The 23,507-nt window shown below is 77.3% G+C and carries 24 protein-coding genes; 7 read left to right on the top strand and 17 right to left on the bottom strand.

Translation table 11 applies throughout. The annotated features are described in order from the left end of the window. Positions 1-91: 91 nt before the first annotated feature. The gene (locus tag ACFUMH_RS00535) at positions 92-1,429 is read left to right on the top strand and encodes an NAD(P)/FAD-dependent oxidoreductase (RefSeq protein ID WP_378198679.1); all 1,338 of its coding nucleotides are present in this window, start codon (positions 92-94) and stop codon (positions 1,427-1,429) included. A 44-nt stretch (positions 1,430-1,473) separates the two neighbouring features. On the opposite strand, the gene sigJ is transcribed toward ACFUMH_RS00535, so the two are convergent. Both sigJ and ACFUMH_RS00545 read right to left on the bottom strand, forming a co-directional pair. Continuing rightward, entirely contained in the window at positions 1,474-2,415 is a 942-nt protein-coding gene (gene sigJ, locus ACFUMH_RS00540; protein WP_378198682.1) for an RNA polymerase sigma factor SigJ, read from the bottom strand. A 101-nt stretch (positions 2,416-2,516) separates the two neighbouring features. Then, a complete protein-coding gene (locus ACFUMH_RS00545; protein WP_378198685.1) occupies positions 2,517-3,269 on the bottom strand; it encodes an SDR family oxidoreductase in 753 nt (250 codons plus the stop codon). Between the two features lie 185 nt (positions 3,270-3,454). Between ACFUMH_RS00545 and ACFUMH_RS00550 the strand changes: the two genes are divergently transcribed. Next, positions 3,455-4,408 (top strand): hypothetical protein, encoded by a 954-nt coding sequence (locus tag ACFUMH_RS00550; RefSeq protein WP_378198688.1) that lies wholly within the window; start codon positions 3,455-3,457, stop codon positions 4,406-4,408. Continuing rightward, positions 4,405-4,818 (top strand): GntR family transcriptional regulator, encoded by a 414-nt coding sequence (locus tag ACFUMH_RS00555; RefSeq protein WP_378198691.1) that lies wholly within the window; start codon positions 4,405-4,407, stop codon positions 4,816-4,818. Before ACFUMH_RS00550 ends, ACFUMH_RS00555 begins: the two co-directional genes overlap by 4 nt. Positions 4,819-5,040: 222 nt before the next feature. Here the strand turns inward: ACFUMH_RS00555 and ACFUMH_RS00560 are convergent, their stop codons facing one another. Genes ACFUMH_RS00560 through ACFUMH_RS00570 form a run of 3 tightly spaced genes read right to left on the bottom strand, consistent with a single transcriptional unit; the run spans position 5,041 to position 9,358 of the window. Beyond that, positions 5,041-6,987 carry a hypothetical protein gene (locus ACFUMH_RS00560; protein ID WP_378198694.1) on the bottom strand — a complete coding sequence of 649 codons (1,947 nt, stop codon included), beginning with the start codon at positions 6,985-6,987 and terminating at the stop codon, positions 5,041-5,043. Further along, positions 6,984-8,864 (bottom strand): HSP90 family protein, encoded by a 1,881-nt coding sequence (locus tag ACFUMH_RS00565; RefSeq protein ID WP_378198697.1) that lies wholly within the window; start codon positions 8,862-8,864, stop codon positions 6,984-6,986. The genes ACFUMH_RS00560 and ACFUMH_RS00565 overlap by 4 nt, the downstream gene beginning before the upstream one ends. Continuing rightward, complete coding sequence (locus ACFUMH_RS00570) at positions 8,864-9,358, bottom strand: YbjN domain-containing protein (protein ID WP_378198700.1); 495 nt, start codon at positions 9,356-9,358, stop codon at positions 8,864-8,866. The genes ACFUMH_RS00565 and ACFUMH_RS00570 overlap by 1 nt, the downstream gene beginning before the upstream one ends. Positions 9,359-9,642: 284 nt before the next feature. Between ACFUMH_RS00570 and ACFUMH_RS00575 the strand changes: the two genes are divergently transcribed. Continuing rightward, positions 9,643-10,053 carry a YciI family protein gene (locus tag ACFUMH_RS00575; protein ID WP_378198703.1) on the top strand — a complete coding sequence of 137 codons (411 nt, stop codon included), beginning with the start codon at positions 9,643-9,645 and terminating at the stop codon, positions 10,051-10,053. A gap of 5 nt (positions 10,054-10,058) precedes the next feature. Beyond that, positions 10,059-11,294 (top strand): RNA polymerase sigma factor, encoded by a 1,236-nt coding sequence (locus ACFUMH_RS00580; protein ID WP_378198706.1) that lies wholly within the window; start codon positions 10,059-10,061, stop codon positions 11,292-11,294. A 20-nt stretch (positions 11,295-11,314) separates the two neighbouring features. Here ACFUMH_RS00580 and ACFUMH_RS00585 read toward each other — a convergent pair whose 3' ends face one another. From ACFUMH_RS00585 to ACFUMH_RS00620, 8 genes are all read right to left on the bottom strand, one after another. Beyond that, the gene (locus ACFUMH_RS00585; RefSeq protein ID WP_378198709.1) at positions 11,315-11,683 is read right to left on the bottom strand and encodes a hypothetical protein; all 369 of its coding nucleotides are present in this window, start codon (positions 11,681-11,683) and stop codon (positions 11,315-11,317) included. A gap of 31 nt (positions 11,684-11,714) precedes the next feature. Then, entirely contained in the window at positions 11,715-11,918 is a 204-nt protein-coding gene (locus tag ACFUMH_RS00590; protein WP_378198712.1) for a hypothetical protein, read from the bottom strand. Between the two features lie 134 nt (positions 11,919-12,052). After that, positions 12,053-12,271 carry a hypothetical protein gene (locus tag ACFUMH_RS00595; RefSeq protein WP_378198715.1) on the bottom strand — a complete coding sequence of 73 codons (219 nt, stop codon included), beginning with the start codon at positions 12,269-12,271 and terminating at the stop codon, positions 12,053-12,055. Positions 12,272-12,449: 178 nt separating this feature from the next. Then, the gene (locus ACFUMH_RS00600; RefSeq protein WP_378198718.1) at positions 12,450-13,874 is read right to left on the bottom strand and encodes an amino acid permease; all 1,425 of its coding nucleotides are present in this window, start codon (positions 13,872-13,874) and stop codon (positions 12,450-12,452) included. A 199-nt stretch (positions 13,875-14,073) separates the two neighbouring features. Beyond that, positions 14,074-14,763, bottom strand: coding sequence for an HAD-IA family hydrolase (locus ACFUMH_RS00605; protein WP_378198721.1), 690 nt, complete (start codon positions 14,761-14,763; stop codon positions 14,074-14,076). A 162-nt stretch (positions 14,764-14,925) separates the two neighbouring features. After that, positions 14,926-16,197, bottom strand: a complete 1,272-nt coding sequence (locus tag ACFUMH_RS00610) for an MFS transporter (protein WP_378198761.1) — start codon at positions 16,195-16,197, stop codon at positions 14,926-14,928. 50 nt (positions 16,198-16,247) lie between these two features. After that, on the bottom strand, positions 16,248-16,931 hold the full coding sequence (locus tag ACFUMH_RS00615; protein ID WP_378198724.1) for a DinB family protein: 684 nt from the start codon (positions 16,929-16,931) through the stop codon (positions 16,248-16,250). Positions 16,932-17,049: 118 nt separating this feature from the next. After that, positions 17,050-17,859 (bottom strand): GNAT family N-acetyltransferase, encoded by an 810-nt coding sequence (locus ACFUMH_RS00620; RefSeq protein ID WP_378198727.1) that lies wholly within the window; start codon positions 17,857-17,859, stop codon positions 17,050-17,052. Positions 17,860-18,099: 240 nt separating this feature from the next. On the opposite strand from ACFUMH_RS00620, the gene ACFUMH_RS00625 reads away from it, so the two are divergent. Continuing rightward, positions 18,100-19,791 carry a cellulose binding domain-containing protein gene (locus ACFUMH_RS00625; RefSeq protein ID WP_378198731.1) on the top strand — a complete coding sequence of 564 codons (1,692 nt, stop codon included), beginning with the start codon at positions 18,100-18,102 and terminating at the stop codon, positions 19,789-19,791. A gap of 232 nt (positions 19,792-20,023) precedes the next feature. Next, the gene (locus tag ACFUMH_RS00630) at positions 20,024-20,509 is read left to right on the top strand and encodes a hypothetical protein (RefSeq protein ID WP_378198735.1); all 486 of its coding nucleotides are present in this window, start codon (positions 20,024-20,026) and stop codon (positions 20,507-20,509) included. 82 nt (positions 20,510-20,591) lie between these two features. Here the strand turns inward: ACFUMH_RS00630 and ACFUMH_RS00635 are convergent, their stop codons facing one another. The 4 genes from ACFUMH_RS00635 to ACFUMH_RS00650 form a co-directional block, all read right to left on the bottom strand. Next, entirely contained in the window at positions 20,592-21,311 is a 720-nt protein-coding gene (locus tag ACFUMH_RS00635; RefSeq protein WP_378198738.1) for an anti-sigma factor family protein, read from the bottom strand. Further along, positions 21,308-21,811, bottom strand: coding sequence for a sigma-70 family RNA polymerase sigma factor (locus ACFUMH_RS00640; protein ID WP_378198741.1), 504 nt, complete (start codon positions 21,809-21,811; stop codon positions 21,308-21,310). The genes ACFUMH_RS00635 and ACFUMH_RS00640 overlap by 4 nt, the downstream gene beginning before the upstream one ends. Before the next feature lie 10 nt (positions 21,812-21,821). Continuing rightward, entirely contained in the window at positions 21,822-22,493 is a 672-nt protein-coding gene (locus ACFUMH_RS00645) for a YceI family protein (RefSeq protein ID WP_378198744.1), read from the bottom strand. A 170-nt stretch (positions 22,494-22,663) separates the two neighbouring features. After that, a complete protein-coding gene (locus ACFUMH_RS00650; protein WP_378198746.1) occupies positions 22,664-23,227 on the bottom strand; it encodes a hypothetical protein in 564 nt (187 codons plus the stop codon). Between the last annotated feature and the right edge of the window lie 280 nt (positions 23,228-23,507).

Genomic DNA, 23,507 nt, shown 5'->3' on the forward strand with positions numbered 1-23,507 from the left:
GCTCGCGCGGGTGTCACGTCCGCGGGGGCTGCGCGGTCGAGGGGGTGTCCGGACGCCCAGGGCGTGCGCCCGCACCCAGGAGGCGGTTCCCATGACGCGGATCGTGGTCGTCGGCGGCGGCTACGCGGGGTTCACGGTGGCGCGGCAGCTCGAGCGCCGGCTGCGACGGCGCGACGGCGTCGAGGTCGTGCTCGTCGACCCGCGGCCCTACATGACCTACCAGCCGTTCCTGCCGGAGGTCGTGGCGGGGTCCGTGGAGGCGCGGCACGCCGCGGTCGCGCACCGGCGGCACCTGCGCCGCACGCGGCTGCTCAGCGGCACGGTGACGCGGATCGTCCACGCGGAGCGGCGCCTGGCCGTGCAGCCGGTGGACGGCCCGGAGCTCGTGCTGCGCTACGACCAGCTCGTGCTGACGGCCGGCGCGGTGACCCGGCGGGTGCCCGTCCCCGGCGTCGCCGAGCACGCGATCGGCATGAAGCACGTCGAGGAGGCCGTCGCGATCCGCGACCGGCTGCTCACCGCGTTCGACCGCGCCGCCGCGCTGCCCCACGGCGCGGAGCGCACCCGGCTGCTCACGGTCGTGTTCGTCGGCGGCGGGTTCTCGGGCGTCGAGGGCTTCGCCGAGCTGCACCGGCTCGCCACCGACCTGCTCGCCCGGTACCCCGAGATCGGACGCGACGAGCTCGGCTTCCACCTCGTGGAGCTGAGCGGGCGCGTGCTGCCCGAGGTGGACGAGCGGGAGGGACGGCGGGTCGTCCGGCTGCTCGAGGACCGCGGCGCGTACGTCCACCTGTCCACCGGAGTCGTCTCCGCGGTCGACGGGGTCGTCGAGCTGTCCACCGGCGAGCGGCTCCCCACGGGACTGCTGGTGTGGACGGCCGGCAACGCCGCCAACCCGGTGGTCGCCACGCACACCGACCTGCCCGTGGACGCACGCGGCTACGTGGTCGTCCGCCCCGACCTGCGCGTCGGCGCGGACGACGCCCCCGTCGCGGACGCGTGGGCCGCCGGCGACGCGGCCGCCGTGCCGGACCTCGCGGTGCGACGGCCGGGTGCGCTCGCCGTCCCGAACGCGCAGCACGCCGTCCGGCAGGGCACCCGCCTGGCGAAGAACCTCGTCGCGGCGCAGCGCGGGCGACCCGTGCGGCCGTACGCGCACAGCAGCCTCGGCACCGTCGCGACCCTCGGCCTCGGCTCGGGCGTCTTCCAGTACCGCCGGATCGTGGTGCGGGGGTGGCTCGCGTGGGCGATGCACCGCGGGTACCACGTGCTCGCGATCCCGACGTGGGAGCGCAAGGTCCGCGTGCTCGCGGTGTGGGCGACGGCGGCGCTGTTCGGGCGCGACGTCGTCTCACTCGCGTCGGTCCAGCACCCGCGGCAGGCGTTCGTCACGGCGGGCGAGCCGGCGCGGGTCACGCGCGTGGCGTGACGGGCCGCACCGGGACCGCACCCCCGGCGGGGTGGACGCGCGGGTCAGGCCGCCGCCCACCCCGTCAGCTTGGCGGGGTTGACCTGCACGTACAGGCCCTCGACGCCGCGCTCCGACACGTCGAGCGTCACCAGCGCGAAGGGGCCGCCGGCCGTGACGACGAGCAGCGCCGGCCGCCCGTTCGCCTCGACGACCCGCAGCTCGCCGGCCGACCAGTACCGGTCGTGCACGCGCTGCAGGAACTGCGCGACGCGCTCGTGCCCGACGACGTCCTTGCGCGCGGCGTGCACCTGCCCGCCCCCGTCCGACCGTGCGACGACGTCCGCGGTCAGGAAGTGCTCGAACCGCGACAGGTCGCCCGCCTCCGCGGCCGCCACGAACTCCTCGACGAGCCGCCGGTGCGCCGCCGGGTCCGCGGGCGCGGCCCGCCGGGTGGCGAGGCGCTGCTGCGCGCGGCGGGAGAGCTGCCGGGCGTTCGCCTCCGTCAGGTCCAGCACCTCGGCGACCCGCTTGTGCGGGTAGCCGAACGCCTCGCGCAGGACGTAGGCGGCGCGCTCGACGGGCGTCAGGTGCTCGAGCAGCACGAGCAGACCCGTCTCGAGCGCCTCCGCGCGCTCGGCGCCGAGCGCCGGGTCGGCCGACGTGTCGACCGGCTCGGGCAGCCACGGGCCGACGTACGTCTCGCGCCGGGCCCGCGCCGACGTGGCGGCGTTGAGCGCCAGGCGCGTCGTGGTCGTCGTGAGGAACGCCGCCGGGTTGAGCACCGCCGCGCGGTCCGTGCCCTGCCAGCGGATCCACGCCTCCTGGACGACGTCCTCGGCCTCCGCGACCACGCCGAGCATGCGGTAGGCGATGCCGAACAGGCGGGGGCGGACGGCGAGGAACGCGGCGAGGCCGTCGTCGGCCGGGGCGTGCGCGTCGGCCGCCGGGGCCGGCGCGTCGGCCGCGGTGCGGGCGTCGGCCGCCGGGCCCGGGACGGTCGTCATGCGGTCACCGTAGGTCGGCGCGTCCGCGGCGGTCGACCCCCGCGGGGGCGTTCGCGCAACGGCCCCGGACCCGCCCGGGGCCGTCGCACCTGACGGGACGGTCACGCCGCGCCGACCCCCGCGCCGATCGACTCGGCGAACGTGACCCTGCCGCGCAACGACTCCCCGGCCGGCACGAGCGAGCCCTCGCCCATCCGCGCCCCGAAGTACGGCGCGTCTGCGTCGGCGACGACCTCGCGCGCGTCGCCACGGGCGGCGAGCGCTGCGCGGACCACCTCGTCGAAGCGCAGCCGCTCGGGGCCCGCGAGCTCCACGACGCCGTCCCGCGGCGCCCCGACGGCGACCTCCGCGACGACCCGCGCCACCTCCGCGGCGGCGACGGGCTGGAACGCGACCGGCGGGATGCGCACGACCCCGTCGACCGTGCACCCGTCGGCGATGAACGGCACGAACTCGTGGAACTGCGTCGCGCGGACCACCGTCCACGGCAGGCCCGACCCGCGCACGAGCTCCTCCTGCGCGACCTTCGCGCGCATGTACCCGGCCTTGATGCCGTCGGCCCCCACGATGGACAGGACCACGTGGTGCCGGACCCCCGCCGCCCTCCCTGCCTCGACGAGGTTCCGGGTCGACGTCGTGAAGAACGTCATCACGTCGTCGTCCGCGAACGACGGCGAGTTCGACACGTCGACGACCACGTCGGCGCCCGCGAGCGCCTCCGCGACGCCCGTCCCGGCGACCGTGTCGACCCCCGTGGCCGGGGAGGCGGCCACCGCCTCGTGGCCCTGCTCCTGCAACGTCGCGACCACCTGCCGGCCGATGAGCCCGGTGCCTCCGACGACGACGATCCTCATGACGGTGCCCTTCGTGACGGCCCCTCTCCGGGGCGTCGGCGCGGCGCACGGCCGCCTGACGCCCGTTCGACCGGGTCGGCGGCCCGTTCGTGACAGCCGCCGGCAGACCGGAGGGACACCGCTTGACGAGTCCCTATGTGTGCGCCATTGTTCATGATCAATAGCCAATGTGGAACGGAGCGGTCATGGACTCGGTGGTGCTCGGCGTCCCGTCATGGGTGCTCGTCGTCGCGACGGTGGCGGTGGTGCTGCTGACCGGCGCCGCGGTCCTGGTCCTCGACAGCCGACGTTCGTCGGCGCCGGCCGGTGACGCGCAGACGGCCGTGCGGCACGCCACCCTGACGGCCGTCGTCGCGCTCCTCCCGCTCGGCGTCGTCCCGGCCACCGCCGTGGCCGGCATCCTGGGCTCGTGGCCCGTCCTGGTCGGTCACGTGCTCGTCGCCGTCCCCTCCGCGTGCCTGGCCGTCTTCCTGCTGCTGCACGCGGTCGGCGAGACGACCTGGCCGCGGCCGACCGGCGCCGTGCGCGAGGCGTCGCTCACGCACCGCACCGTGGCCGACGTCGCACCGGCGGCGCTGCGCCACCTCGCGTGGTCGTGGGCCGCGCTCCTGGTGGCGTCGTGCACCGCCTTCGCGCTCGTGGCCGACGGCCCGCGCACCGTCGCCCGGCTGACCGGCGGCACCGACGCCTTCGTCGCGGCGCCGTTCCCCGGGTGGCTGTGGGGCCTGCCGGCGGTCGCGTCCGGGCTCGCGGCCGGCGCGCTCGCCGTGCTCGTCCTGCGGCTCGTCGCCGCGCGTCCCGCGGTGCCCGGTGTGACCGCCGCGTGGGACATGTGGCTGCGCCGACGCGTCGCGCGCCGCGTGCTGCGGGCCACGCAGCTCGTCCTGGGGCTCACGACGGCTCTCGTGCTCCAGGTCGCCGGGAGCGCGCTGGAGCGGCTGGGGCTCGGTGCGGGCTACGGCGGGTGGACGGCCGCCCTCAGCACGCCGCACGTCGTCGCCGGTCGAGTGCTCCTGACCGCGGCGCTCGTCGTGCTCGCGACGTCCGTGGTCGCGGCCCTGTGGCCGGCCCGCGACCGCGTGCCCGACGCGGTCCCGGGACGCGTCGTCGACGCCGCACCGGACGGGGTGCCGGCATGAGCCTCGCCGTCCGCATCGACGTCGGCTCGTCGACGCCGCACTACGAGCAGCTGCGCGCGCAGCTCGCGGCGCTCATCACCGCCGGCACGCTCGCCGACGGGCAGCGGCTGCCGACGGTCCGGGCGCTGGCGAACGACCTCGGCATCGCACCCGGCACCGTCGCCCGCACGTACCGCGACCTCGAGGCCGGCGGCCTGGTGCTCACGCGGCGCAAGGTCGGCACGGTCGTCACCGCGCCGGCCGCCGCGCTCGACCGCGCCGCCGTCACCGAGGCGGCCGCGCGGTTCGTCCGGCTCGCGCGCGGCCACGGCCTCGACGACGGGGCGATCAAGGACGCGGTCGCGGCCGCGCTGCTCGGTGGCGCGCCGACGCCGACGGGGGTCGCCGCGGAGGTCTCGGCGTCACCGTGACCCGAGCCGTCCTTGGCGAGCCACCCCGGGACGCGGCGCCATGAGAGCCGGCCCGGGGCGGCGGGGACCGTCGTCCTCCCCGGGCGTACGCACGCCGTGCGTACGACGTGCGTACGCCCGCGAAGAGAGCTCCGGTCCTCCGGCGACACGCGGGTCGACGCGCCGGCGGCGGCGGCCCAACCCGGCCGCCGGCGGTGGCGCGGCCCGCGCGGCGCCGGAGCGTCAGCGCGTCAGCGCCGACAGCACCTCCTCGGCGCGCGCGTCCTGGCCCGTGCGGCGCAGGAGGGCGACGAGGTCGTCGGCCGCCTGGGCGCGCGTGCGGCGGTCGCGTGCGTGGCCGAAGCCCTCGACCGCGGCGGTGAGGTGGGTGACGGCGTCCTCGGCGCGCCCGCGCGCGTCGTGCAGGCGCCCCGCCAGCCAGGACGCGTGCGCGGCGTCGCCCGGTGCGCCGACCGCGGCGTACGCCTGCGCGGCACGCACCGCGCGGGCGGCGGCCTCGTCGGTCCGGTCGTCGCCGCCGAGGGTCGCGAGCGCACGGGCCGCCGCGTCGTCGAGGTCCGCGAGGGCGTGCTGCCGCTCCTCCGCGCGCCGCTGCGCGAGCGCCGCCCCCGCGGGGCCCGTCGGCGGCTCGTCGCCGTCGGTCTCGAGCACCGGCCGGACGGCGTCCGCCGCCTCCAGGTACCCCGGCAGCTGCCCCGTCGCGGCGGCCGCCGGCGCCCACGCGACGAGCACCGGGACGACCTCGACCGGGTCGGCGGCGCCGGCACGCAGGCGAGCGACGGCGTGCGCGTACAGACCCGTGGCGGTGTCGTCGTCGCCGAGCAGCTGCGCGCACCGGGCCGCCTCCGCGGCGGCGTAGCCGGCGTCGACGAGCAGCCCCGCGGCCTCCGCCTCGGCCGACGCAGCGACGTACGCCTGCGCGGCCTCCTCGGTGCGGCCCTCGCCGACCAGCCGCTCGGCGCGGTCCAGGAGCGACTCTCCGGGTGCGGCGCCGGAGGGCCCGGCGTCGGGCACGTCGGCGGCAGGCGCGTCGGCACCGGCCGTCGTCGTCGGCCCCGCACCGGGCACCGCGACGACGTCGAGGTCGAGCGGCTCGTCCAGCGGCCGCGTCGCGCGCGCCGCCGCGAGCTCCGCCGTCATCGCCGTCGTGCCGTTGCGCAGGTCGAAGGCGGCCGCCAGCGGCTCCGCCTCCCCCACCGCCCACGCGTGCAGGTCCGCCAGCGTCGTCGCCGGCGCCCGCGTCAGCCGGACGGTCTGCCCGGCGTGCTCGGGGAGCAGGGCGGCGGTCGCCGCGACGACGCCCAGCAGCGCGTCCAGCCGCTCGCGGGGCGTCTCGCCCTCGACGAGCAGGCGCTCGTCCTGCTCGATCGCGCGGACCGTGCGCGTCACCGCACCGGCCCGCCCCAGCAGCACGAGCCGCCGCGCCCGCGCACCCGCCATCGCCCCGGTGGCGTCGGCCAGCGCCGCGACGGCCCGGCGGTGCGTCCGCACCGCGGCGTCCCGCTGCCCGAGGTCGAGCTGCGCGAGCGCCAGGTGCGACAGCATGTCGGCGGGCTCGGTCGCGCACGTGGCACCGGTCGCCAGCGTGTCCTCGACGAGCCGCACGCCCTCGGCGAGGCGGCCCGTGCGGAACAGGTGCGACGCACGGTCGCCCGGGTCGCACACCTCGCACTGCGAGTAGTCGTCCCGCGGCGTCGCGACCCACGCGCGGTACGCCTCCTCGACGTCGGCGGACCCGCGCCGCGACGCCCACGCGAACCGCGCGTACGCGACGGCGTCCCGGCCGAGCCCCGCGAGCGCGTACCGGCGCTCCATGTCGTCGAGCGTCGCGTCGATCTGCGCCGCCGGCACGGTCGGGAAGTCACCGAGGTGCCCGACCATCCACTTGAACGACCAGAACATGGCGTACCGGTCGGCGTCGTCGACGAGCTCCGGGTGCTCGTCGTACCAGCGGACGAGCTGCGTGAACGGCAGGTACGACCGCTCCACCTCGCCGCCCCACACCATCGACTCGACGAGCACGCACAACGCGTACGCGCGCGCCGCGTCGGGTCCCTCGGCCTCGACGAGGCGGACCTGCCGCTCGGCGGCCTGCGTGCGCGCGAGCCCGTAGGGCATGTCGCGGATGCGGGAGAGCTCGCGGTTCGCCTCGTCCAGGCTGCGGGTCACCGCTCCTCCTCGTCGTCGGTCGGGCCGCTGCCCGACGTGCCCAGCCCCGCGTCGAGGAGCACCGTCATCGCCGCGGTCATCGTGGCCGCGTCGTGCGCGCGCAGCGGCTCGCCCGCCAGCAGCACGGCCGTCACGTACATCGAGCGCAGGCCCGCCGCGACGACGTCGGGCCGGCCGGTGCCCACGAGCAGGCGGCGCACGGTCGGGTTCGTGTCGTTGAGGACGAGCCGCCGCGCGGCCGGCGCCGCGTCGCCCGTGAGCCCGGCGAGCACGCCGCCCCACAGGTCGTCGGCGGCGCCCACGGTGCGGGCGACGTCGCGCCGGTGCTCGTCGTCGCGGTCCTGCAGCAGCACGGCCGGCAGGTCGGCGGGCGCGAACCGGCGGACGACGACCTCGCAGTCGAGGTCGCGCAGGGCGGCGGACGCGGCGGCGAGCGCGTCGAGCAGCGCGAGCTCGCGCTCCGGCTCCACCGGGTCCAGGACCTGCGCCACGTCGGCGGCGCGCAGCGGGCGGACGTCCCAGCCGCGGCGTCCCGCGAGCCGGCCGAGCAGGTCGGCGTCGTAGACGTAGCCCGCGTTGACGACCAGGAGCCCCTGCGCACGGGCCACGGGCGCGACCCGGCGGTACTCCTCGACGCTCGTCGTGTGCACCACCGTGCCCGCCTGCGCGGCGACCTCCGTCAGCGTGAGCGGGCCGTCGGTCGTCTCGAACGGCAGCACCTGCGTCGCCAGGTCGAGCATCTCGTCGTCGACCAGCGCGAGCGACCGGATCGCGAGGTGGTGCGTCGCGACGAGCTCGCGGGCGAGCGCCGACCCGGACCGCAGCGTCGCCAGCGTCCAGTCGCGGACCTGCGCCGCGAGGGAGTCGCGCGCCACGAGCAGCGCCTCGTCGTCGTAGAGCTGCTCGCGCGACGCGGTAGGCCGCAGCCCGTCGGCGTCGACGACGCACCGCACCCAGAACGCCCAGTCGGGCAGCAGGCCCGTGACGCGGTCGCCGAGCAGCATGCGCTTGAGGTGCACCCGGTGGGTGCCGCCCCCGCCGGGCGGCACGGCCGCCGGCAGCACGAACGCGACGCCGGTGAGGCCCACGAGCGGGACCTCGAGGTCGAGGTGCGTCAGCGGCGTGAACCCCAGCGTCCGCTCGCAGTACCGCGCGAGCGCCTGCGCGCGGGCCGCGTCGTCGGGGTACGACGCCCGCCACGGCGGTGCCGGCTCGGTCACGCGGCGCCACGCGCGCCCGTCCGCACCGACCGGCACCTCGACGGCAACGTCGAGGGGCAGCAGCGCGCCGAACTCCTGCGCGAGCGTCGCCACCGTCGCCGGCTCCAGCCAGTGGTCCATGTCCTGCCGGGGCGCGAGGCGGACCGTCGACCCCACCGGCTCGTCCGCGGTGCGCGGCAGGACCGTCAGGTCGTACGTCCCGTCGGCGTGCCCGACCCAGCGGACGCCCGGCGCGTCCCGGTGCACCGCCGAGCGCGACTCCAGCTCGATGCGGTCGGCCACCATGAACGCCGACAGCAGCCCGATGCCGAACTGCCCGAGGAACTCGGCGCGCCCCACCCCGAGCTCGAGGTCCCGCTTCGAGCTGCGGCCCACCGTCGCGAGCAGCTCGCGCGCCTCGTCCGGCGTCAGCCCGACGCCGGTGTCGACGATCTCCAGGCCGCCGCCGTCGAGGGCCCGGAACCGCACGCTCCCCGGTGCCTCGGGCTCGTGGGCGCGCCGGGCCGTGACCGCGTCGACGGCGTTCTGCAGCAGCTCGCGCACGTACACGCGGGGGCCGGAGTACAGGTGGCGGGCGAGCAGGTCGACGACGCCGCGCAGGTCGACCTGGAACGCCTGCGCGGTGTCGCCGCCCGCCGCGGGGGCGGCGGCCGTCATCAGTCCTTCTTCTCGAGCTCCGCGCGCGCCGCGGCCGCGATCTCCGGGTACGCCTCGTCGAGGTGCTCGAACAGGGCCAGGCCCGTGCTGATCGAGCAGGCCAGGTGCGTGTCCAGCTGGTCGTCCGTCAGGCCGTGCTGGTAGTCGACCGTGTGCTCGGCGTACACGCCGACGTGGGCGTCCTCGGCGCGCACGTAGCCCTTGGGCCACAGCCGCTCGGCGTTCCACTCGTTGACCAGCCGCGTCACGGCGTCGAGCTCCGAGACCGGCACCGGCCGGTTCCAGCGGCCGCGCACCTGCAGGTACGCGCCGTTGTCACCGAGGCGGAAGAAGTAGAACAGGTGCCCGTCCCAGTACCCGCCGATGTCGCCGTCGTCGTCGACGCCGTACCGCATCTCGCGCCGCTCGAGCGTCTCCGTGATGCGCTCCTGCGTCAGCGGGGCCAGCGGCGTCGGCGCGTCGGGGATGTCGGTGGGCTTGGTGAAGAAGGCCATGGGTCCTCGTCGGTCGGGTCGGCAGGACGGCGGGCGCGGGGCGCACCGCCGCGACGAGCCTAGACCTGGGTGCTATGTCCCGTCTGCGGCGCTCACACGACCGGCGCAGGTGCGGCCCCGGACGTCATGGGCGGCGCCCGGCCGCGGTCACGGGCTCACCCTCGGAGCGCCGGGAGACGTCGCCCCGGCGACCCGTGCACGGCACGATGTCGAGAACTGCGCACCGGCTCCGCTCCCCCAGTGACGGGCCGCGGCACGCGCGGCCCACGACACCGGGAGGCGTCATGCCGAAGTACCTGCTCCTCAAGCACTACCGCGGTGGCCCCGAGCACCACCGTCCCGTGCCGCCGATGGACCAGTGGGCGCCCGAGGACGTCGAGGCGCACATGGCGTTCCTGCGGCACGTCGCCCAGATGCTCGAGGAGAGCGGCGAGTACGTCGACGCGCAGGCGCTCACGCCGGTGCAGACATGGGTGCGCTACGGCGGTCCCGACGCGGCGCCCGTCGTCACCGACGGCCCGCACCCGGAGACGAGCGACCTGGTCGCCGGCTGGTACATGGTGGACGTGGCGTCGTACGAGCGGGCGGTCGAGCTCGCGGCGTACGTGTCGTCCGAGCCCGGACCCGGCGGCACGCCGCTCTACGAGTGGATCGACGTGCGCGAGGTCATGTCCGGGACCCCCGCGGACGACTGACGGCCGTGGACGACGCGCCGGCCGTCGCGCCGGCACCGCCGGACGAGGGCGCCCTGCGCGCCCTCGTCCCGCGCGTCCTCGCCGGGCTGGTGCGCCGCGGCGAGGACTTCGACGCCGCCGAGGACGCCCTGCAGGAGGCGCTGCTCGAGGCGCTCCGGGTGTGGCCGGAGCACCCGCCGCGCGACCCGCGCGCGTGGCTGACGACGGTCGCCGTCCGGCGGCTCGTCGACGCGCGGCGCAGCGCCGCCGCCCGCGTCCGGCGGGAGGACGCCACGTGGGCCGAGCCGCGGCCGGGCACGGTCGAGGACGGCACCGTCGAGGACGGCGACGACACGCTGCTCCTGCTGTTCTGCTGCTGCCACCCCGACCTCGCGCCGGCGTCGCAGGTCGCGCTCACGCTGCGCGCCGTCGGCGGCCTGACGACGCGGGAGGTCGCCGACGCGTTCTGGGTGCCGGAGGCGACGATGGCGCAGCGCATCAGCCGGGCCAAGCGGACCCTGCGCGGGCGGCGCCTGGACCGCCCCGGCGACCTCGCCGTGGTCCTGCACGTGCTGTACCTGGTCTACGACGCCGGGCACGCGGGCCGCGTCGACGCGGCCGAGGCCATCCGGCTGGCCCGGCAGCTCACGCTCGCGACGGACGAGCCGGAGGCGCGCGGCCTGCTCGCGCTGATGCTGCTGCACCACGCGCGGCTGGCGGCACGGACCGACGACGCCGGTCGGCTCGTCCCGCTCGACCGGCAGGACCGCGCGCGGTGGGACACGGCGCAGGTCGCGGAGGGGGTCCGGGTCCTGCAGTCCGCGCTCGCCGCGCAGACCGACGAGCGCCCGCCCGGCCGCTACCAGGTCCAGGCTGCGATCGCGGCGCTGCACGACGACGCGGCGAGCGCCGCCGAGACCGACTGGCCGCAGGTGCTCGCCTGGTACGACGACCTGGTCGCGCTGTCGGCCGACCCGGTGCGGCAGGACCCGGCGGCCGTCCTGGGGCGGGCGGTGGCGGTCGGGCACGTGCTCGGCGCGGCCGCCGGGCTCCGCGAGACCGACCGGCTGCGCGGCGTCCTGGACGACCGGCACCGGTGGCACGCCGTACGCGGGTACCTGCACGAGCTCGCGGGTGACCTCCCCGCGGCCGCGTCGGCGTACGCCGAGGCGGCGCGGCGGGCGACGAACGCGGCCGAGCGCGACCACCTGGTGCTGGAGGCGGCCCGCGCCCGGGCGGGACGAGCGCGACCGGTGCGCTGAGGTGCCGGCCGCGGTCGCGGTCAGGCCGGCTGCGGTCCCGGTGCGTCGCCGTTTTGCCGCGCGCCGTCCTGCCCCGCGCGGTCCTGCACCGCGCGGACGAACGCGTGCGGCTCGGCGAGGAGGAACCGCCCGACCGTCGCGCCGGCGTCCTCGAGCTCGACGTTCGACAGGGCGCCGGTCGTCACGCGCCCGCGTGCCGCGTCGCTGAGCGGGACGTCGAGCGACGCGCCGAGCATCAGGCGCTCGAGCCGGTTCGGCGTGAAGACGAACCGCCGCCGGGTCAGGGTCAGCCAGCCGCCGGTCGGGCGGAACCGGCGCCGCCAGTTGCCCCGGCCCTCCCAGAGCACGACGTCGTCGGGGTCGATCGCGGGTCGCACGAACAGGTCCACACGTCCTCCCGGTACTCCGTACGGCCGGCTCTCACGCCATGATGAGCCACAGGGCCGCCACGCCCAGCAGCACCATGACGATCCCCCCGACGCGGACGACCGTCGGCGCCGACGGCTGCGCGGACCGCGCGTCGCCGCGCCGGGCGAAGGCCCGGGTGATCGCGTGCGGCGCCGACGCGAGGACCGCACCGCCGACGAGCAGGACGACCAGCCCCGCCCAGTGGATCGGGCCCATCAGCAGGCCCCCGCTCGCGCGTGCATCCGGCGCCCCCGCCGTCGTGGTGCCCGCGTCCCCGCGGCTGCCGTCCCATGCGTACCGCGGCGCGCGAGGCGGCGTCCACGGCGCGCGGCCCTTTTCATCCCCGGCCGTCAGCGCATGAACGACGGGCCGCGGCGCCGCCGCACGGCCGCGTACACGACGACGCTCGCGAGCAGCCCCACGGCCCCCAGGCCGAGCACCCACCACTCGTCGGGCCCGTCGGACACCACCATGACGACGGCGTAGGCGAGCGTCAGCGCGGCGAGCACGCCGATCAGCACCCGACCGGCGGCCAGTCGTCGTCGTCGTCTGCGTGCGTCGTCGTCCACGGCTCCCCCGTCGCCCGGCCTCGCGACCGATCCTCCCGGCCCGCACCCGCTCACGCCACCCTGCCGCGCCGAACCTGCCGTCGTGCAGCACGCCGAGCCGGTGACGCTGCACGACGGCCGGTTCGTCGCCGGGTGCCGGAGGCCGCGGGACGGGTCGCGTCGGCGAGGCGACGCCCCGTCAGGCGCGGCGGCGGCGCACCAGCGCCGTCACGCCGTACAGCGCCACGACCACCGCCACCAGGCCCGCCGTCGCGAGCAGCTGGGACCGCGCCGCCGCGTCGGTCGCCATGAGCACGACGACGCCCGCGAGCGCGGCGAGCGTCGCCCAGGTCAGCCAGGGGTACAGCCACATGCGCAGCTCGAGCGGGCGCCCGGCGGCGCGGGCCTCGGCCTCCAGGCGGGGACGCAGGCGCAGCTGGGCGACGGCGACGAGGATCCACACGACCAGCAGGGACGCGCCGACGGCGTTGAGCAGGATGCCGAGCAGCGCGTCCGGCAGCAGCCAGTTGAGCGCGACGGCGACGAGCCCGAGCACCACGGACACGAGCACGGCCACCCACGGCACGTCGCGGCGCGAGACGCGACGCAGCGCCGCCGGCCCGTCGCCCCGCCCGGCCAGCGAGAACGCCATCCGGGACGTGGCGTAGACGTTCGCGTTGAACGCGGACAGCAGCGCCAGGACGACGACGACCTCCATGAGCCGCGCGGCGCCGGGCAGCCCTGCCAGGTCGAGCACCGCGACGAACGGCCCCTCCTGCAGCGCGGGCGCGTCCCACGGCAGCACGAGCACCATGAGCGCGACGGAGCCGACGTAGAACAGCAGGATCCGCCACACGATCGACCGGGTCGCGCGCGCGACGGCCCGCTGCGGGTCCTCGGCCTCGGCGGCGGCGATGGTGACGATCTCGATGCCGCCGAACGCGAAGACGACCACGAGCAGCCCGGCCGCGATGCCGGCGACGCCCGTCGGCGCGAACCCGTCCGCGAGCAGCACCGACGTCCCGACGGGGTCGGTGCCGGGCAGCAGCCCGAGCGCGAGCGCCGCCCCCACCACGAGGAACGCGACGATCGCGACGACCTTGATCGCCGCGAACCAGAACTCCATCTCGCCGAACTGCCGCACGCCGACGAGGTTCACGACGGCGAACAGCGCGACGACGACGAGCGCGACGGCCCACTGCGGCACCCCCGGTGCCCACCCGGTGACGATCCGCGCGACCCCCGTCACCTCGACGCCCAGCACCATGACGATCGTGAACCAGTAGACCCAGCCGAGCGTGAAGCCGGCCCAGCGCCCCAGCGCCTCCTCCGCGTAGACGGAGAACGACCCGCTCGACGGCACGGCCGACGCCATCTCGGCGAGCATGCGCATGACCAGCACGACGAGCACGCCTGCGAGCGCGTACGAGACGAGGACTGCCGGCCCGGCGGTCGCGATGCCGACGCCGCTGCCGAGGAACAGGCCGGCGCCGATCGCGGAGCCGAGGCCCATCATCGTCAGGTGCCGCGTGCGCAGGCCGTGCCGCAGGACGGCGTCTGGTGACGTCGGCGTCGGGTCGCCGCCCGTCGGTGCGGCGGGGGCGGCGGGGTCGGTCGACGTCATGGGGTGCCTCGGTGGTGCGGGGGTGCGGGGCCGGACGGCCGACCGCCCACGGTAGCCCCGCGCGTCGAGGGGCTGCTCCGCGTGGGACGTCGCGCGCGTGCCCGTGGGCTCACCGCGGCGCGGTCACGGTCAGCTCGAGGACGCCGTCCGCGGCGCGGTCACGGTCAGCTCCAGGACGCCGTCCGCGGCGCGGTCACGGTCAGCTCCAGGACGCCGTCCGCGGCGCGGTCACGGTCAGCTCCAGGACGCCGTCCGCGACGCGGACACGCACCCCGCCGGGCGCGTCGACGAGCGCGTCGGCGCCGGCCGCGCGCAGGTCGTCCGCCGCGTGCGTGCCGAGCACGCCGACGACCCGCAGCCCCGCGGCGCGCGCCGAGCGCACGCCCTCCGGGGTGTCCTCGAGCGCGACCGCGTCGGCGGGCTCGACGCCCAGCAGCTCCGCGCCGCGCAGGTACGGCTGCGGGTCGGGCTTGCCGCGCTCGACGTCCTCGGCGGTGACGAGCACCTCCGGCACGGGCAGCCCCGCGCCGCGCAGCCGGGCCGTGAGGATCTCGCGTCGGCCGGACGTCACGCAGCCCCACGCGCCGTCGGGCACGGCCGCGAGCAGGTCGGCGGCGCCGGGCAGCGCACGGACGAGCCCGGCCGACGCGACGGACGCCCGCAGCGACGCGTCGAGCGCGTGCTGCCGCTCCTCGGGGGCGAAGAACTCCTCCGCGACCTCGGGCGCGCGCCGGGCCAGTGCGGCCGCCGCGACGGCGTCGGGGTCGGCGCCGAGCTCCTCGGCGACGGCGGCCCACGCGCTGCGCACGGCCTCCGCCGAGTCGACGAGCGTCCCGTCGACGTCGAGCAGCAGCGCACGGCAGATCAGGGTCACGGGGCCGGCGTCCATCCCCCGATCCCAGCACAGCCGCCCGCGCCCGGCCCGCCCTCCCCTCCGACGCCGCCCTCGCCGCCCCGACGCCGAGGTCGCCGGTCCGGTGCCGAGGTCGCCGGCCCGGGCGGGCGACCTCGACGTGACCAGGCGACCTCGGGGGTGGGCGAGCCGGGGTGGCTAGCCGGTGGACGGGGACGGCGTCGGTGCGGCGGCGGGGCGCAGCTGCACGGCCGTCGTCACCGCGACGAGCACGACGAGCGCGGCGGCCAGGCCCGGGAAGGCGACGGCCGCCAGGACCGGTCCGGCCAGCGCGCCGCCGACGGCTCCCGCCAGGCTCATCAGCGCGTCCGACACGCCCTGCAGCGCGGGCCGCCGGGCCGGCTCGACGGCCGTCACGACCAGCGCCGACCCCGCGACCGTCGACGCGGACCAGCCCAGCCCCAGCAGCACGAGCGCGACGACCACCGTCACGTGGGACTCCGACCCCACCAGCACGAGCACCAGCGACGCCAGCAGCAGCGCCTGCCCGACCAGCACCACGTGCCGCCGTCCCCACCGGTCCGCGAGGTGCCCGAAGACGGGCGACAGCGCGAACATGCCGGCCACGTGCAGGCTGATGGTCAGCCCCACGGCGGTGAGCGTCGCGCCGTGCCCGGTCAGGTGCACAGGCGTCATGCTCATGAGCGCGACCATCACCGCGTGGCTCAGGGCGACCGTGAGGACGGCCCGCCGTGCGGGGGCGCTCGCGCGCAGGACCCGGAGGCCGCCGACCGGGCGGGCCGGCACCGCGTCGGCGGGTGCGCGGGCCGCGTCGTCGGCGGCCGCCGCGAGCAGTGGGTCCGGCCGCAGCCCCAGCAGGTACACGACCGCGCCGGCGGCCTGCGCGACGGCCGCGATGACGAAGCCGCCGGCGAGCGCGGGCAGCCCCAGCGCACCCGCGAGCGACTCCCCCGGCTCGTAGAGGTTCGGCCCGACGACCGCCCCGACCGTCGTCGCCCACACCACGAGCGAGAGGTCGCGCGCGCGGGTGGCGGGCGCCGCGAGGTCGGTCGCGGCGAACCGCGCCTGCAGGTTGAGCGACGTCGCGGCGCCGAGCAGCAGGACGCCCAGCAGCAGCGGCACGAGGGCACCGGCCACGGACGCGCCCACGACGACGAGGCTGCCGAGCACCGCCACGAGGGCGCCGGTGGTCAGCGACACGCGCCGTCCCCGCCGCACCGCCAGCGTCGCGAGCGGCACCGACAGCAGCGCGGCGCCGAGGGTGCCCATCGTCGCGGACATCCCCGACCACGCCGGCGACCCGGCGACCTCGGCCACGAGCAGCGCGCCGAGCCCGAGCGCGGCGCCCGTGCCGAGGCCGCCCAGCACCTGCCCGACGGCGAGCACGCGCACGACGCGCCCCTGCAGGCGCCGCCGGTCCGGCGCCGTGGCGACGGGCGCTCCCGCCATGCGGTCCTCCTCGTCCGTCGACGCGTCCGCCGGGCCGCGTGCGTCGGCCGTCACGCGCGGTGCGCCGCGGCGTACAGGTCCCGCAGCAGCGCGATCTCCGCGCCGTGGTGCAGGACCTCCTGGTTCATCCACCACACGAGATCGAGGAACGGCATCTCGGCGTCGTCCCCGTCGGGGTACGTCGAGCGGCCGACCTGGTCGAGCGCGGCGTCGTCCGCCGTGGTGAGCGCGTACCGCCAGGCACCGGCGGCCGCCTCGAGCGCCGCGACGGCACCCGCCGCGTCGCCCGGGTACCGCAGGTCCCCCTCGAGGCGCCGGCGGTCCCCGACGGTGTGCTCGGCGCGCAGCTCGAGCATCTCGAGCAGGTGCGTCGTCCGCCAGGCGATGGTCGTCACCGGCGGCGGCCACGGGTGCGGACGCCCGCCGTCGCGACCCCACTCGCCCGCGCCGACGAGCACGGTCGCACCGGGCGCCGGGCCGTCCGCGTGGCGGCGGACGGACCACGCGCCGGGCACCGGCTCCCAGCGGTACTCGGCGTCGTCGAGCGGGACCACGTCCACGCGCTCGCCGTCGCCGCTGTCGACGACCGGGCCGCGCAACCGGTCGAGCAAACGCCCGACACCCCAGTCGTACTGGCGCAGCAGCGGGACGAGGCGGGGCGGCACGTCGGTCGGCGGATCGGTCGGCGCGCCGCCGGTGCGGCCCCACACGGGCCGGGCGGCCCCCTCGGTCACTGCGGTCCCCTCCGGCACGGCGGCCTCCTCGGCTCGACCCCGGCTCGCCGCCGGTGCGGCGCCCTCGACGCTACGACCGTCGCGCCGGGCCGGACAAGGCCGTCCCCGGCCGGGCGGGTCACGCCACGTCCACGTACACGTCCAGCCCGCCGACCTCCGTGAAGCCGAGGCGCGCGTAGACGCGTGCGGCGGCGTCCGTGTCGGGGTGCAGGTGCGCGACGCGTGCGCCCGCGGCGGCCGCGCGGGTCAGCAGCCACCCGGACACGGCGGCGGCGACGCCGCGGCGGCGGGCGTCCGGCAGCACCGCGACGCCGGCGAGGTAGGCCGCCGGGCCGGCGCGGCCGTCGGTGCGCAGGCACGACGCCGTGCCGACGGGCCGGCCGTCGAGCTCGGCGAGGGCGACCGTGCCGCGGTCGGACGCGAGCAGGGGACGCATCCACGCGGCCTCCACCTCGGCGTCGCCGTCGAAGGCGATGGCGTCGACGCGGGCGACGACGTCGAGGTCGGCGGGCGTCGCGGCGCGCACGACGAGCCCCGGCACGGCGGGCGCGGGGACGAGGTCCGCGGCGTGCAGCAGCATGAGCCGCTTGCGGAAGAGGAGGCGTCCGTGCGGCCACGGCGCGCCGGCCGGCACACGCAGGCCCCAGGGCGCGTCGCGGCGCGCGTACCAGGCACGGACGGCCTCGACGTCGACGAGGTCGGGGTCGGTGACGTCGCCGTTGTTCCACTGCGCGTGCGGGAGTCCGCTCGCCATCAGCCGCACGCCGGGGAGCTCCCCGACGGCACCGCCCGCGTCCGCGCGCAGCCGGCCGTGCTGCTCCCACGCGTCGGCGTGCGCCGTGCGCGCGAGCTCTGTCCACTCGAGCTCCGTGCGGTCGTGCCGTGTGGGCGTCGTCCCCGGGACGCGGCCGGGTGCGGAATAGGACACCCCCGCAGCATGCCGTCGCCCTGTCCACCGGGGCGTCCCTTTTTCGCGCCGCCGCCGACACTCGCGGACGCGACGGCAAAAGTTTCGCTAAAGGCTTCACGGGATTGTCCGCCGGTACGGCGCTCCCGACAGTGAGGACGAGCGCCGCCGGGGCACGTCCCCGCCGCGCGGGGAGCGAGAGTGTCGGCCTGACGGTGGGCCGACGACCCCGCCCCGGACCACCCCGGAGGGAGACCGCCCGTGACCACAGCACGCCGCCCGCACCGCACGGCGATCCGCTCGGCGCTCGTCGCGCTGACGCTGACCGCGCTGGCGACCGCGACCGTCGTGACCGACGTCGGCACGGCCGCGCCCGCGCAGGCCGCACCGTTCGCGTCCGCCGTCGAGAACGAGGGCGCCGACTGCGCCGTCCCCACGCTGCCCGACGCCGGCGCCCTGCCGACGAACGCGCAGCTGCCCGACCCGTTCCGCCGCCTCGACGGCTCGCGCATCGCGACGAAGGCCGACTGGCGCTGCCAGCGCGAGCTGACGCGCCGCCTGGCCGAGAAGTTCGTGTACGGCGAGAAGCCCGCCAAGCCGGCGAGCGTGACGGGCACGGTGACCAGCTCGTCGATCACCGTCACCACGTCGCACCAGGGCCGCACGTCGAGCTTCTCCGCGAAGGTCGAGCTGCCCAGCGGCACCGGCCCGTTCCCGGCGGTCGTCGTCTACGGCGGGTTCGGCGCCGACACCGCGGCGATCAAGGCCGCCGGCGCCGCCGTCATCAGCTACGACCCGTACACCGTGGGCCGTGAGGGCACCGGGCGCGCGAACAAGCAAGGCGCCTTCTACACGCTGTACGGCGCGCAGAGCCAGACCGGCCTGCTGATGGCGTGGGCGTGGGGCGTCAGCCGGATCATCGACGTCATCGGGCAGTCCGGGGGGTCGATCCTCAAGGCCGACGCCACCGGTGTGACCGGGTGCTCACGGTTCGGCAAGGGCGCGTTCGTCGCCGGCGCGTTCGACCAGCGCATCGCGCTGACCATGCCGATCGAGTCCGGCAGCGCCGGCGTGCCGATCTTCCGGGGCATCCCCGGCGAGGGCGCGCAGAGCCTGAGCAGCGCGTACGGCGAGCAGCCGTGGCTCGGCGACGCGTTCGGCACCTTCACTAGCAGCCCGAACCGCCTGCCGATCGACACCCACCAGGTCGTCGGCCTCGTCGCACCGCGCGGCCTGCTCATCATGGACAACCCGCACATCGCGAACCTCGGGCCGCGGTCCGCCAGCGTCGCGGCGCTCGGCGGCGCCGAGGTCTACAAGGCGCTCGGCGCGGGGCCGAACATCTCCTACTGGTCCGACGTGCAGGACGGCTCGCACTGCGCGAACCGGCCCGAGTGGCGCACGCCGATCCAGCAGCACGTGCAGAAGTACCTGGTCGGCACGGGCACCGCCGCCGGCGCCATCCGCATCTCGAGCCGCGCGCAGGGCCGGCTCGCGGACTGGGCGTCGTGGTCCGCGCCGACGCTGACCGACGGGCCGGGGACGCCCACACCGACCCCCACGGCCACGCCGACGGTGACGCCGACGCCGACCGCCACTCCGACGGCCACGCCGACCGCCACGCCGACGGCGACACCCACGGTGACGCCGACCGCCACGCCGACGCAGCAGCCCGGTGGCGCCTGCTCGGCGAGCGTCTCCGTGAACCAGTGGACCGGCGGGTTCGTCGCCACCGTGCGCGTCACCGCCGGGTCGGCGCCGCTCAGCCGGTGGACGATCACCACGTCGCTGCCCGCCGGCGCCGCGGTCACGAACGCGTGGAACGCCACGCACAGCGGCGGCCGCTTCTCGAACGTGGCGTGGAACGGCTCGGTCGCGGCCGGCCGGACCACCGAGTTCGGCTTCCAGGGCACGGGCAGCGCCACCGGCCTGACGGCCACCTGCACGGGCTGACCGCCGGCGGGAGGGGCGCGGGCCCCACCCCTCGCCCCGCACCTCCCGCCGAGCGCACCGCTCACCGAGCTCGGGGGTTCTGCCGTGAGTTCGTCACCTCTCCCCGACGAGCTCGACGCGCAACCACCGAGCTCGGCGACCGGGGCGGGGGTCTGCGGGTGCCGATGGGCTCTGTGCGGAGGACAGTGGTACCGGACGGGCCGTCCGGGCCCGGGGACGACCAGGGGGCGACGTGCGACACGCAGGACTCGCGACGGTGGCGGTGGTCGGGATCGCGCTGTGCGCCGGGTGCGCCGACACCCCGGCGCCCGGCAGCGGTGCGCTCGAGACGGTCACCGCATCACCCACGGACACCCCCACCGACCCGACGGCGACGCCCGTCCCGTCCCCCGTGCCGAACGTCGCGGAGACCTTCTTCCCGGGCGCGCCGCCGGACGTCGGTTCGGAGGAGATCGCCGTCACGCCGGGCGACGACCCGCGGCAGCTCCTGCTCGTCACGTGGGGCAGCTCGAGCTGCCCCACGCTGCCCGACGACGTCACGTGGGACGCCGCCGCGGACGTGCTGCGCGTGACGCTCACCGACGCGACGGCCTACGGCGACGCCCCTTGCACGGCCGACATGGCACCGACGACGAGCGTCGTCCAGCTGCCCGACGAGGCCCCCGACGCGGCCGAGGTCACCGTCGACGTCGCCGGCGCGCAGCTCCCGGTCGACTGACGCCGGCGCCCGTCCCGGCGTCCCGCACCCCGCACCGGGCCCCGCGCCCGACGCGTCCGCCCTCGCTGCTCGCGCGCCCGCGTCACGCCTCCGCGCGCACGTCCGCCGCCGCGAGCGGCACGTCGAGCCCGACCACGCCGAGCTCGACCCGCCGGATCCCGTCGGCCGGCACCGCGACGGACGCGCCGAGCCCCGCGGCGGTGCGCTCGCCCGTGCTCGACCACGTCCCGACGACTTCGCGCCGGCCGTCCGCGTCGACCACGACGAGCTCGTAGACGCCCTCGGCGAGCTCGTCGGCGGTGTACTCGCACCACCAGTCCAGCCGGGTGCCCCACCGCGCGGGCGTGAGGGTGAGGTCGGCCGTCACGCCGGACCCGCCGACGGGCGTCAGCGACACGGTGCGCGTGTCGGCGACGACGACGGCGGCGTCGCGGTCCGCCCCGACGACGGACGCGCCCCCGAGCCCGCCGACGGCCACGAGCCCCACGGCGGCGGCGGCGAGCAGCGTGCGCGCGCGCCGGCGGCGACGGCGTGCGGCGCCCGCGAGCGCGGCCAGCGGCACCACGTCGGCCCCCTCCGACCCCCCGTCCGGGTCGACCGTGGTCACGTCCGCGCCGGCGACGTCCCGCGGCACGGATCCCAGCAGCGCGGGCACGCCCGCGAGCTCGGCGACGGCCTGCCGGCACGCGTCGCACCCGCCGAGGTGCCGCTCGTAGGCGCGCCGCTCCTCGGGGGCGAGCGCGCCCAGCACGTACGCCGCGTCCCACTCGCGGTACGGGTCGGTGCCCGGTACGCCGGTCATGAGGACACTCCCTTCTCCTGCAGCGCGAGCCGCAGCGCGCGCAGCGCGTAGTGCATGCGGGACTTGACGGTGCCGGGCGGCACCCCGTGCTCGTCGGCGAGCTCGGCGACCGACCGCCCGCCGTAGTAGGCGCCGACGACGACCGCGCGGTGCTCGGGCGTGAGGCCCTCGAGCGCGTCGGCGACGAGCCACGCGTCGAGGACGCGCTGCGTGCCGTCGGCGGTGGGCGCGTCGGGGACGCGGTCGGTGGTGAGCTCGCGGCGGCGGCGGGCGCTGCGGACGTCGTCGACGACGAGGTTGCGCGCGACCGTGAACAGCCACGCCCGCACCGAGTCCTCCGCGCGCGTCAGCACCTCGGGGTGCCGCCACGCGCGCAGCAGGGTCTCCTGCACGACGTCCTGCGCGCGGGCGTCGTCGGTCATGCGGGCGACGTAGCGGTGCAGCTCGGTGGCGTGCGCGGCGTGGACGGCGCGCAGCAGCTCGTCGGCATCGGGGCTCATCGGGTGCGCGTCACCCCGCGGCCGGCGTGAGCGCGAGGTCGAACTCGACCGAGCCGGTGTCCTCGACCTTGACGAAGCCGAGGTCGGGCGGGGTGATGCCGTAGTCCTGGAACGTGACCGGCACGGCGCCGACGACCCGGACCGTGCCGTCCTCGGCGGCGACCTGCGCGTCGACGGTCACCTCGCGCGTGACGTCGCGGACCGTGAGCTCGCCGACGAGCCGCGCCGCGGTGCTCCCCGCGGTCAGCTCGGCGGGCTCGGTGAGCGTGAACGTCGCCGTCGGGAACGTGTCGACCTGCATCGCCGTGCCGCGGAAGAAGTCGTCGCGGCGCTGCTGGTCGGTCGCGATGCTCGCGACGTCGACCTCGACGGTGGCCTCCGTGAGCGCGCCGCCGTCGACGGTGAGCCCGCCGCCGACCTCCTCGGTGCGGCCGGTGACGGTGACGTCCTCGCCGCCCAGCACCTCCTCGAGCCGGTACCCGGCCCACGAGCCGGTGCCCACGGTCCACGCGCCGTCGAGCGACGCCGGGTCGGGCAGCCCGCCGTCCGCCGCGTCGAGCGTCGGGGCCGCCTCGGCGCGCACCGTGCCCGCGTACAGCTGCGGCCCCACGACCGCGCCGACGCCCACCAGCACCGCCACCCCGACCCCCACGCCCGTCAGCACCTTCGTCCGTCGCTGCATCGTCCCGCCTCCTGCCCCTGTCGTCGGTCCTCGTACTCCAGACGAGACGGAGGGGCGTGCGGTTCAGCGGCGGCGGGTGCGGGCGGTGCGCGGGCGGGTGCGCCGGCGGGTGCGCGGGCGCGTCGGCCACGGGCGGGGACGCCGGTGCGGCGCCCCCGCCCGCGGACCTCTCAGCAGGTGGCGTGCCCGGGGGCGCACCACCGGTGGGCGACGTCGACGACGAGCCGCGAGCCGGAGCCCGGACCGGCCAGCACGAACGCACGGAACGGCAGGCGGGCGCGCACGCCGAGCCCGATCGTCGTCATGCCCTCGAAGCTGCCCGCCCAGACCACGTCGCGGAACGTGGTGTACGACGACGTGTCGACCAGCCGGCCGCCCGACCCGATGAACCACGAGTCGGTGGGCAGGACGCCGACGCCGGCGAGGACCTCGAGGCGCGCCCCGCCGGCGACCGGCACGACGAACCCGGAGCCGTCCTGGACGACCTGGTCGACGTACCGCACGGACCAGCCGGTGAGCGGTGCGTCGACGTCGAGGACCAGCCGGTCGTAGCAGTCGTGCCGGCCCGCCCGCACGTCCGTGAGCGTGCCGGCGGACAGGTCGACCGCACCGCGCAGCTGGGAACCCCACGTGATGCCGCAGTAGGGGTGCGCCGAGGCGGTCGGCGCGACGAGCAGGTGGAGGCCTGCGAGGAGGACCAGGACCATCCCGGCCCGGAGGAGACGTGAACGCATGATGTGTGCCCTTCACCGAGTGCCGTCGGTCGTGCACGCGGACGCGTGCGTGACGCCGCGGCGCGGCCGGCGCCCGCCCCCTCGCGGTCGCCGCACCCCACCATCGGCGCGGACGGTGGACGTGCCACGTCGTCAGGAGCGCGCGACGACGGCGGGTGATACCTCCGGGGTCGCGCGACCGGGCCGGGCACCCCGCGGGGTGCCCGGCCCGGCGCTGTCTCGGCGGGGCGGCGCAGCCCCGCGTCAGCGCCACCCTCACGAATGAGGTGGGTCTTATAAA

The organism is Cellulomonas sp. NPDC057328, assembly GCF_042667215.1.
Classification (GTDB): Bacteria; Actinomycetota; Actinomycetes; order Actinomycetales; family Cellulomonadaceae; genus Cellulomonas.

What these genes read in the sequence shown, in the direction of transcription:
- ACFUMH_RS00535 (WP_378198679.1), top strand. Translation starts at nt 92, where the DNA reads ATGACGCGGATCGTGGTCGTCGGCGGCGGCTACGCGGGGTTCACGGTG.
- sigJ (WP_378198682.1), bottom strand. Translation starts at nt 2,415, where the DNA reads ATGACGACCGTCCCGGGCCCGGCGGCCGACGCCCGCACCGCGGCCGAC.
- ACFUMH_RS00545 (WP_378198685.1), bottom strand. Translation starts at nt 3,269, where the DNA reads ATGAGGATCGTCGTCGTCGGAGGCACCGGGCTCATCGGCCGGCAGGTG.
- ACFUMH_RS00550 (WP_378198688.1), top strand. Translation starts at nt 3,455, where the DNA reads ATGGACTCGGTGGTGCTCGGCGTCCCGTCATGGGTGCTCGTCGTCGCG.
- ACFUMH_RS00555 (WP_378198691.1), top strand. Translation starts at nt 4,405, where the DNA reads ATGAGCCTCGCCGTCCGCATCGACGTCGGCTCGTCGACGCCGCACTAC.
- ACFUMH_RS00565 (WP_378198697.1), bottom strand. Translation starts at nt 8,864, where the DNA reads ATGACGGCCGCCGCCCCCGCGGCGGGCGGCGACACCGCGCAGGCGTTC.
- ACFUMH_RS00570 (WP_378198700.1), bottom strand. Translation starts at nt 9,358, where the DNA reads ATGGCCTTCTTCACCAAGCCCACCGACATCCCCGACGCGCCGACGCCG.
- ACFUMH_RS00575 (WP_378198703.1), top strand. Translation starts at nt 9,643, where the DNA reads ATGCCGAAGTACCTGCTCCTCAAGCACTACCGCGGTGGCCCCGAGCAC.
- ACFUMH_RS00590 (WP_378198712.1), bottom strand. Translation starts at nt 11,918, where the DNA reads ATGGGCCCGATCCACTGGGCGGGGCTGGTCGTCCTGCTCGTCGGCGGT.
- ACFUMH_RS00600 (WP_378198718.1), bottom strand. Translation starts at nt 13,874, where the DNA reads ATGACGTCGACCGACCCCGCCGCCCCCGCCGCACCGACGGGCGGCGAC.
- ACFUMH_RS00605 (WP_378198721.1), bottom strand. Translation starts at nt 14,763, where the DNA reads ATGGACGCCGGCCCCGTGACCCTGATCTGCCGTGCGCTGCTGCTCGAC.
- ACFUMH_RS00610 (WP_378198761.1), bottom strand. Translation starts at nt 16,197, where the DNA reads ATGGCGGGAGCGCCCGTCGCCACGGCGCCGGACCGGCGGCGCCTGCAG.
- ACFUMH_RS00635 (WP_378198738.1), bottom strand. Translation starts at nt 21,311, where the DNA reads ATGACCGGCGTACCGGGCACCGACCCGTACCGCGAGTGGGACGCGGCG.
- ACFUMH_RS00640 (WP_378198741.1), bottom strand. Translation starts at nt 21,811, where the DNA reads ATGAGCCCCGATGCCGACGAGCTGCTGCGCGCCGTCCACGCCGCGCAC.
- ACFUMH_RS00645 (WP_378198744.1), bottom strand. Translation starts at nt 22,493, where the DNA reads ATGCAGCGACGGACGAAGGTGCTGACGGGCGTGGGGGTCGGGGTGGCG.
- ACFUMH_RS00650 (WP_378198746.1), bottom strand. Translation starts at nt 23,227, where the DNA reads ATGCGTTCACGTCTCCTCCGGGCCGGGATGGTCCTGGTCCTCCTCGCA.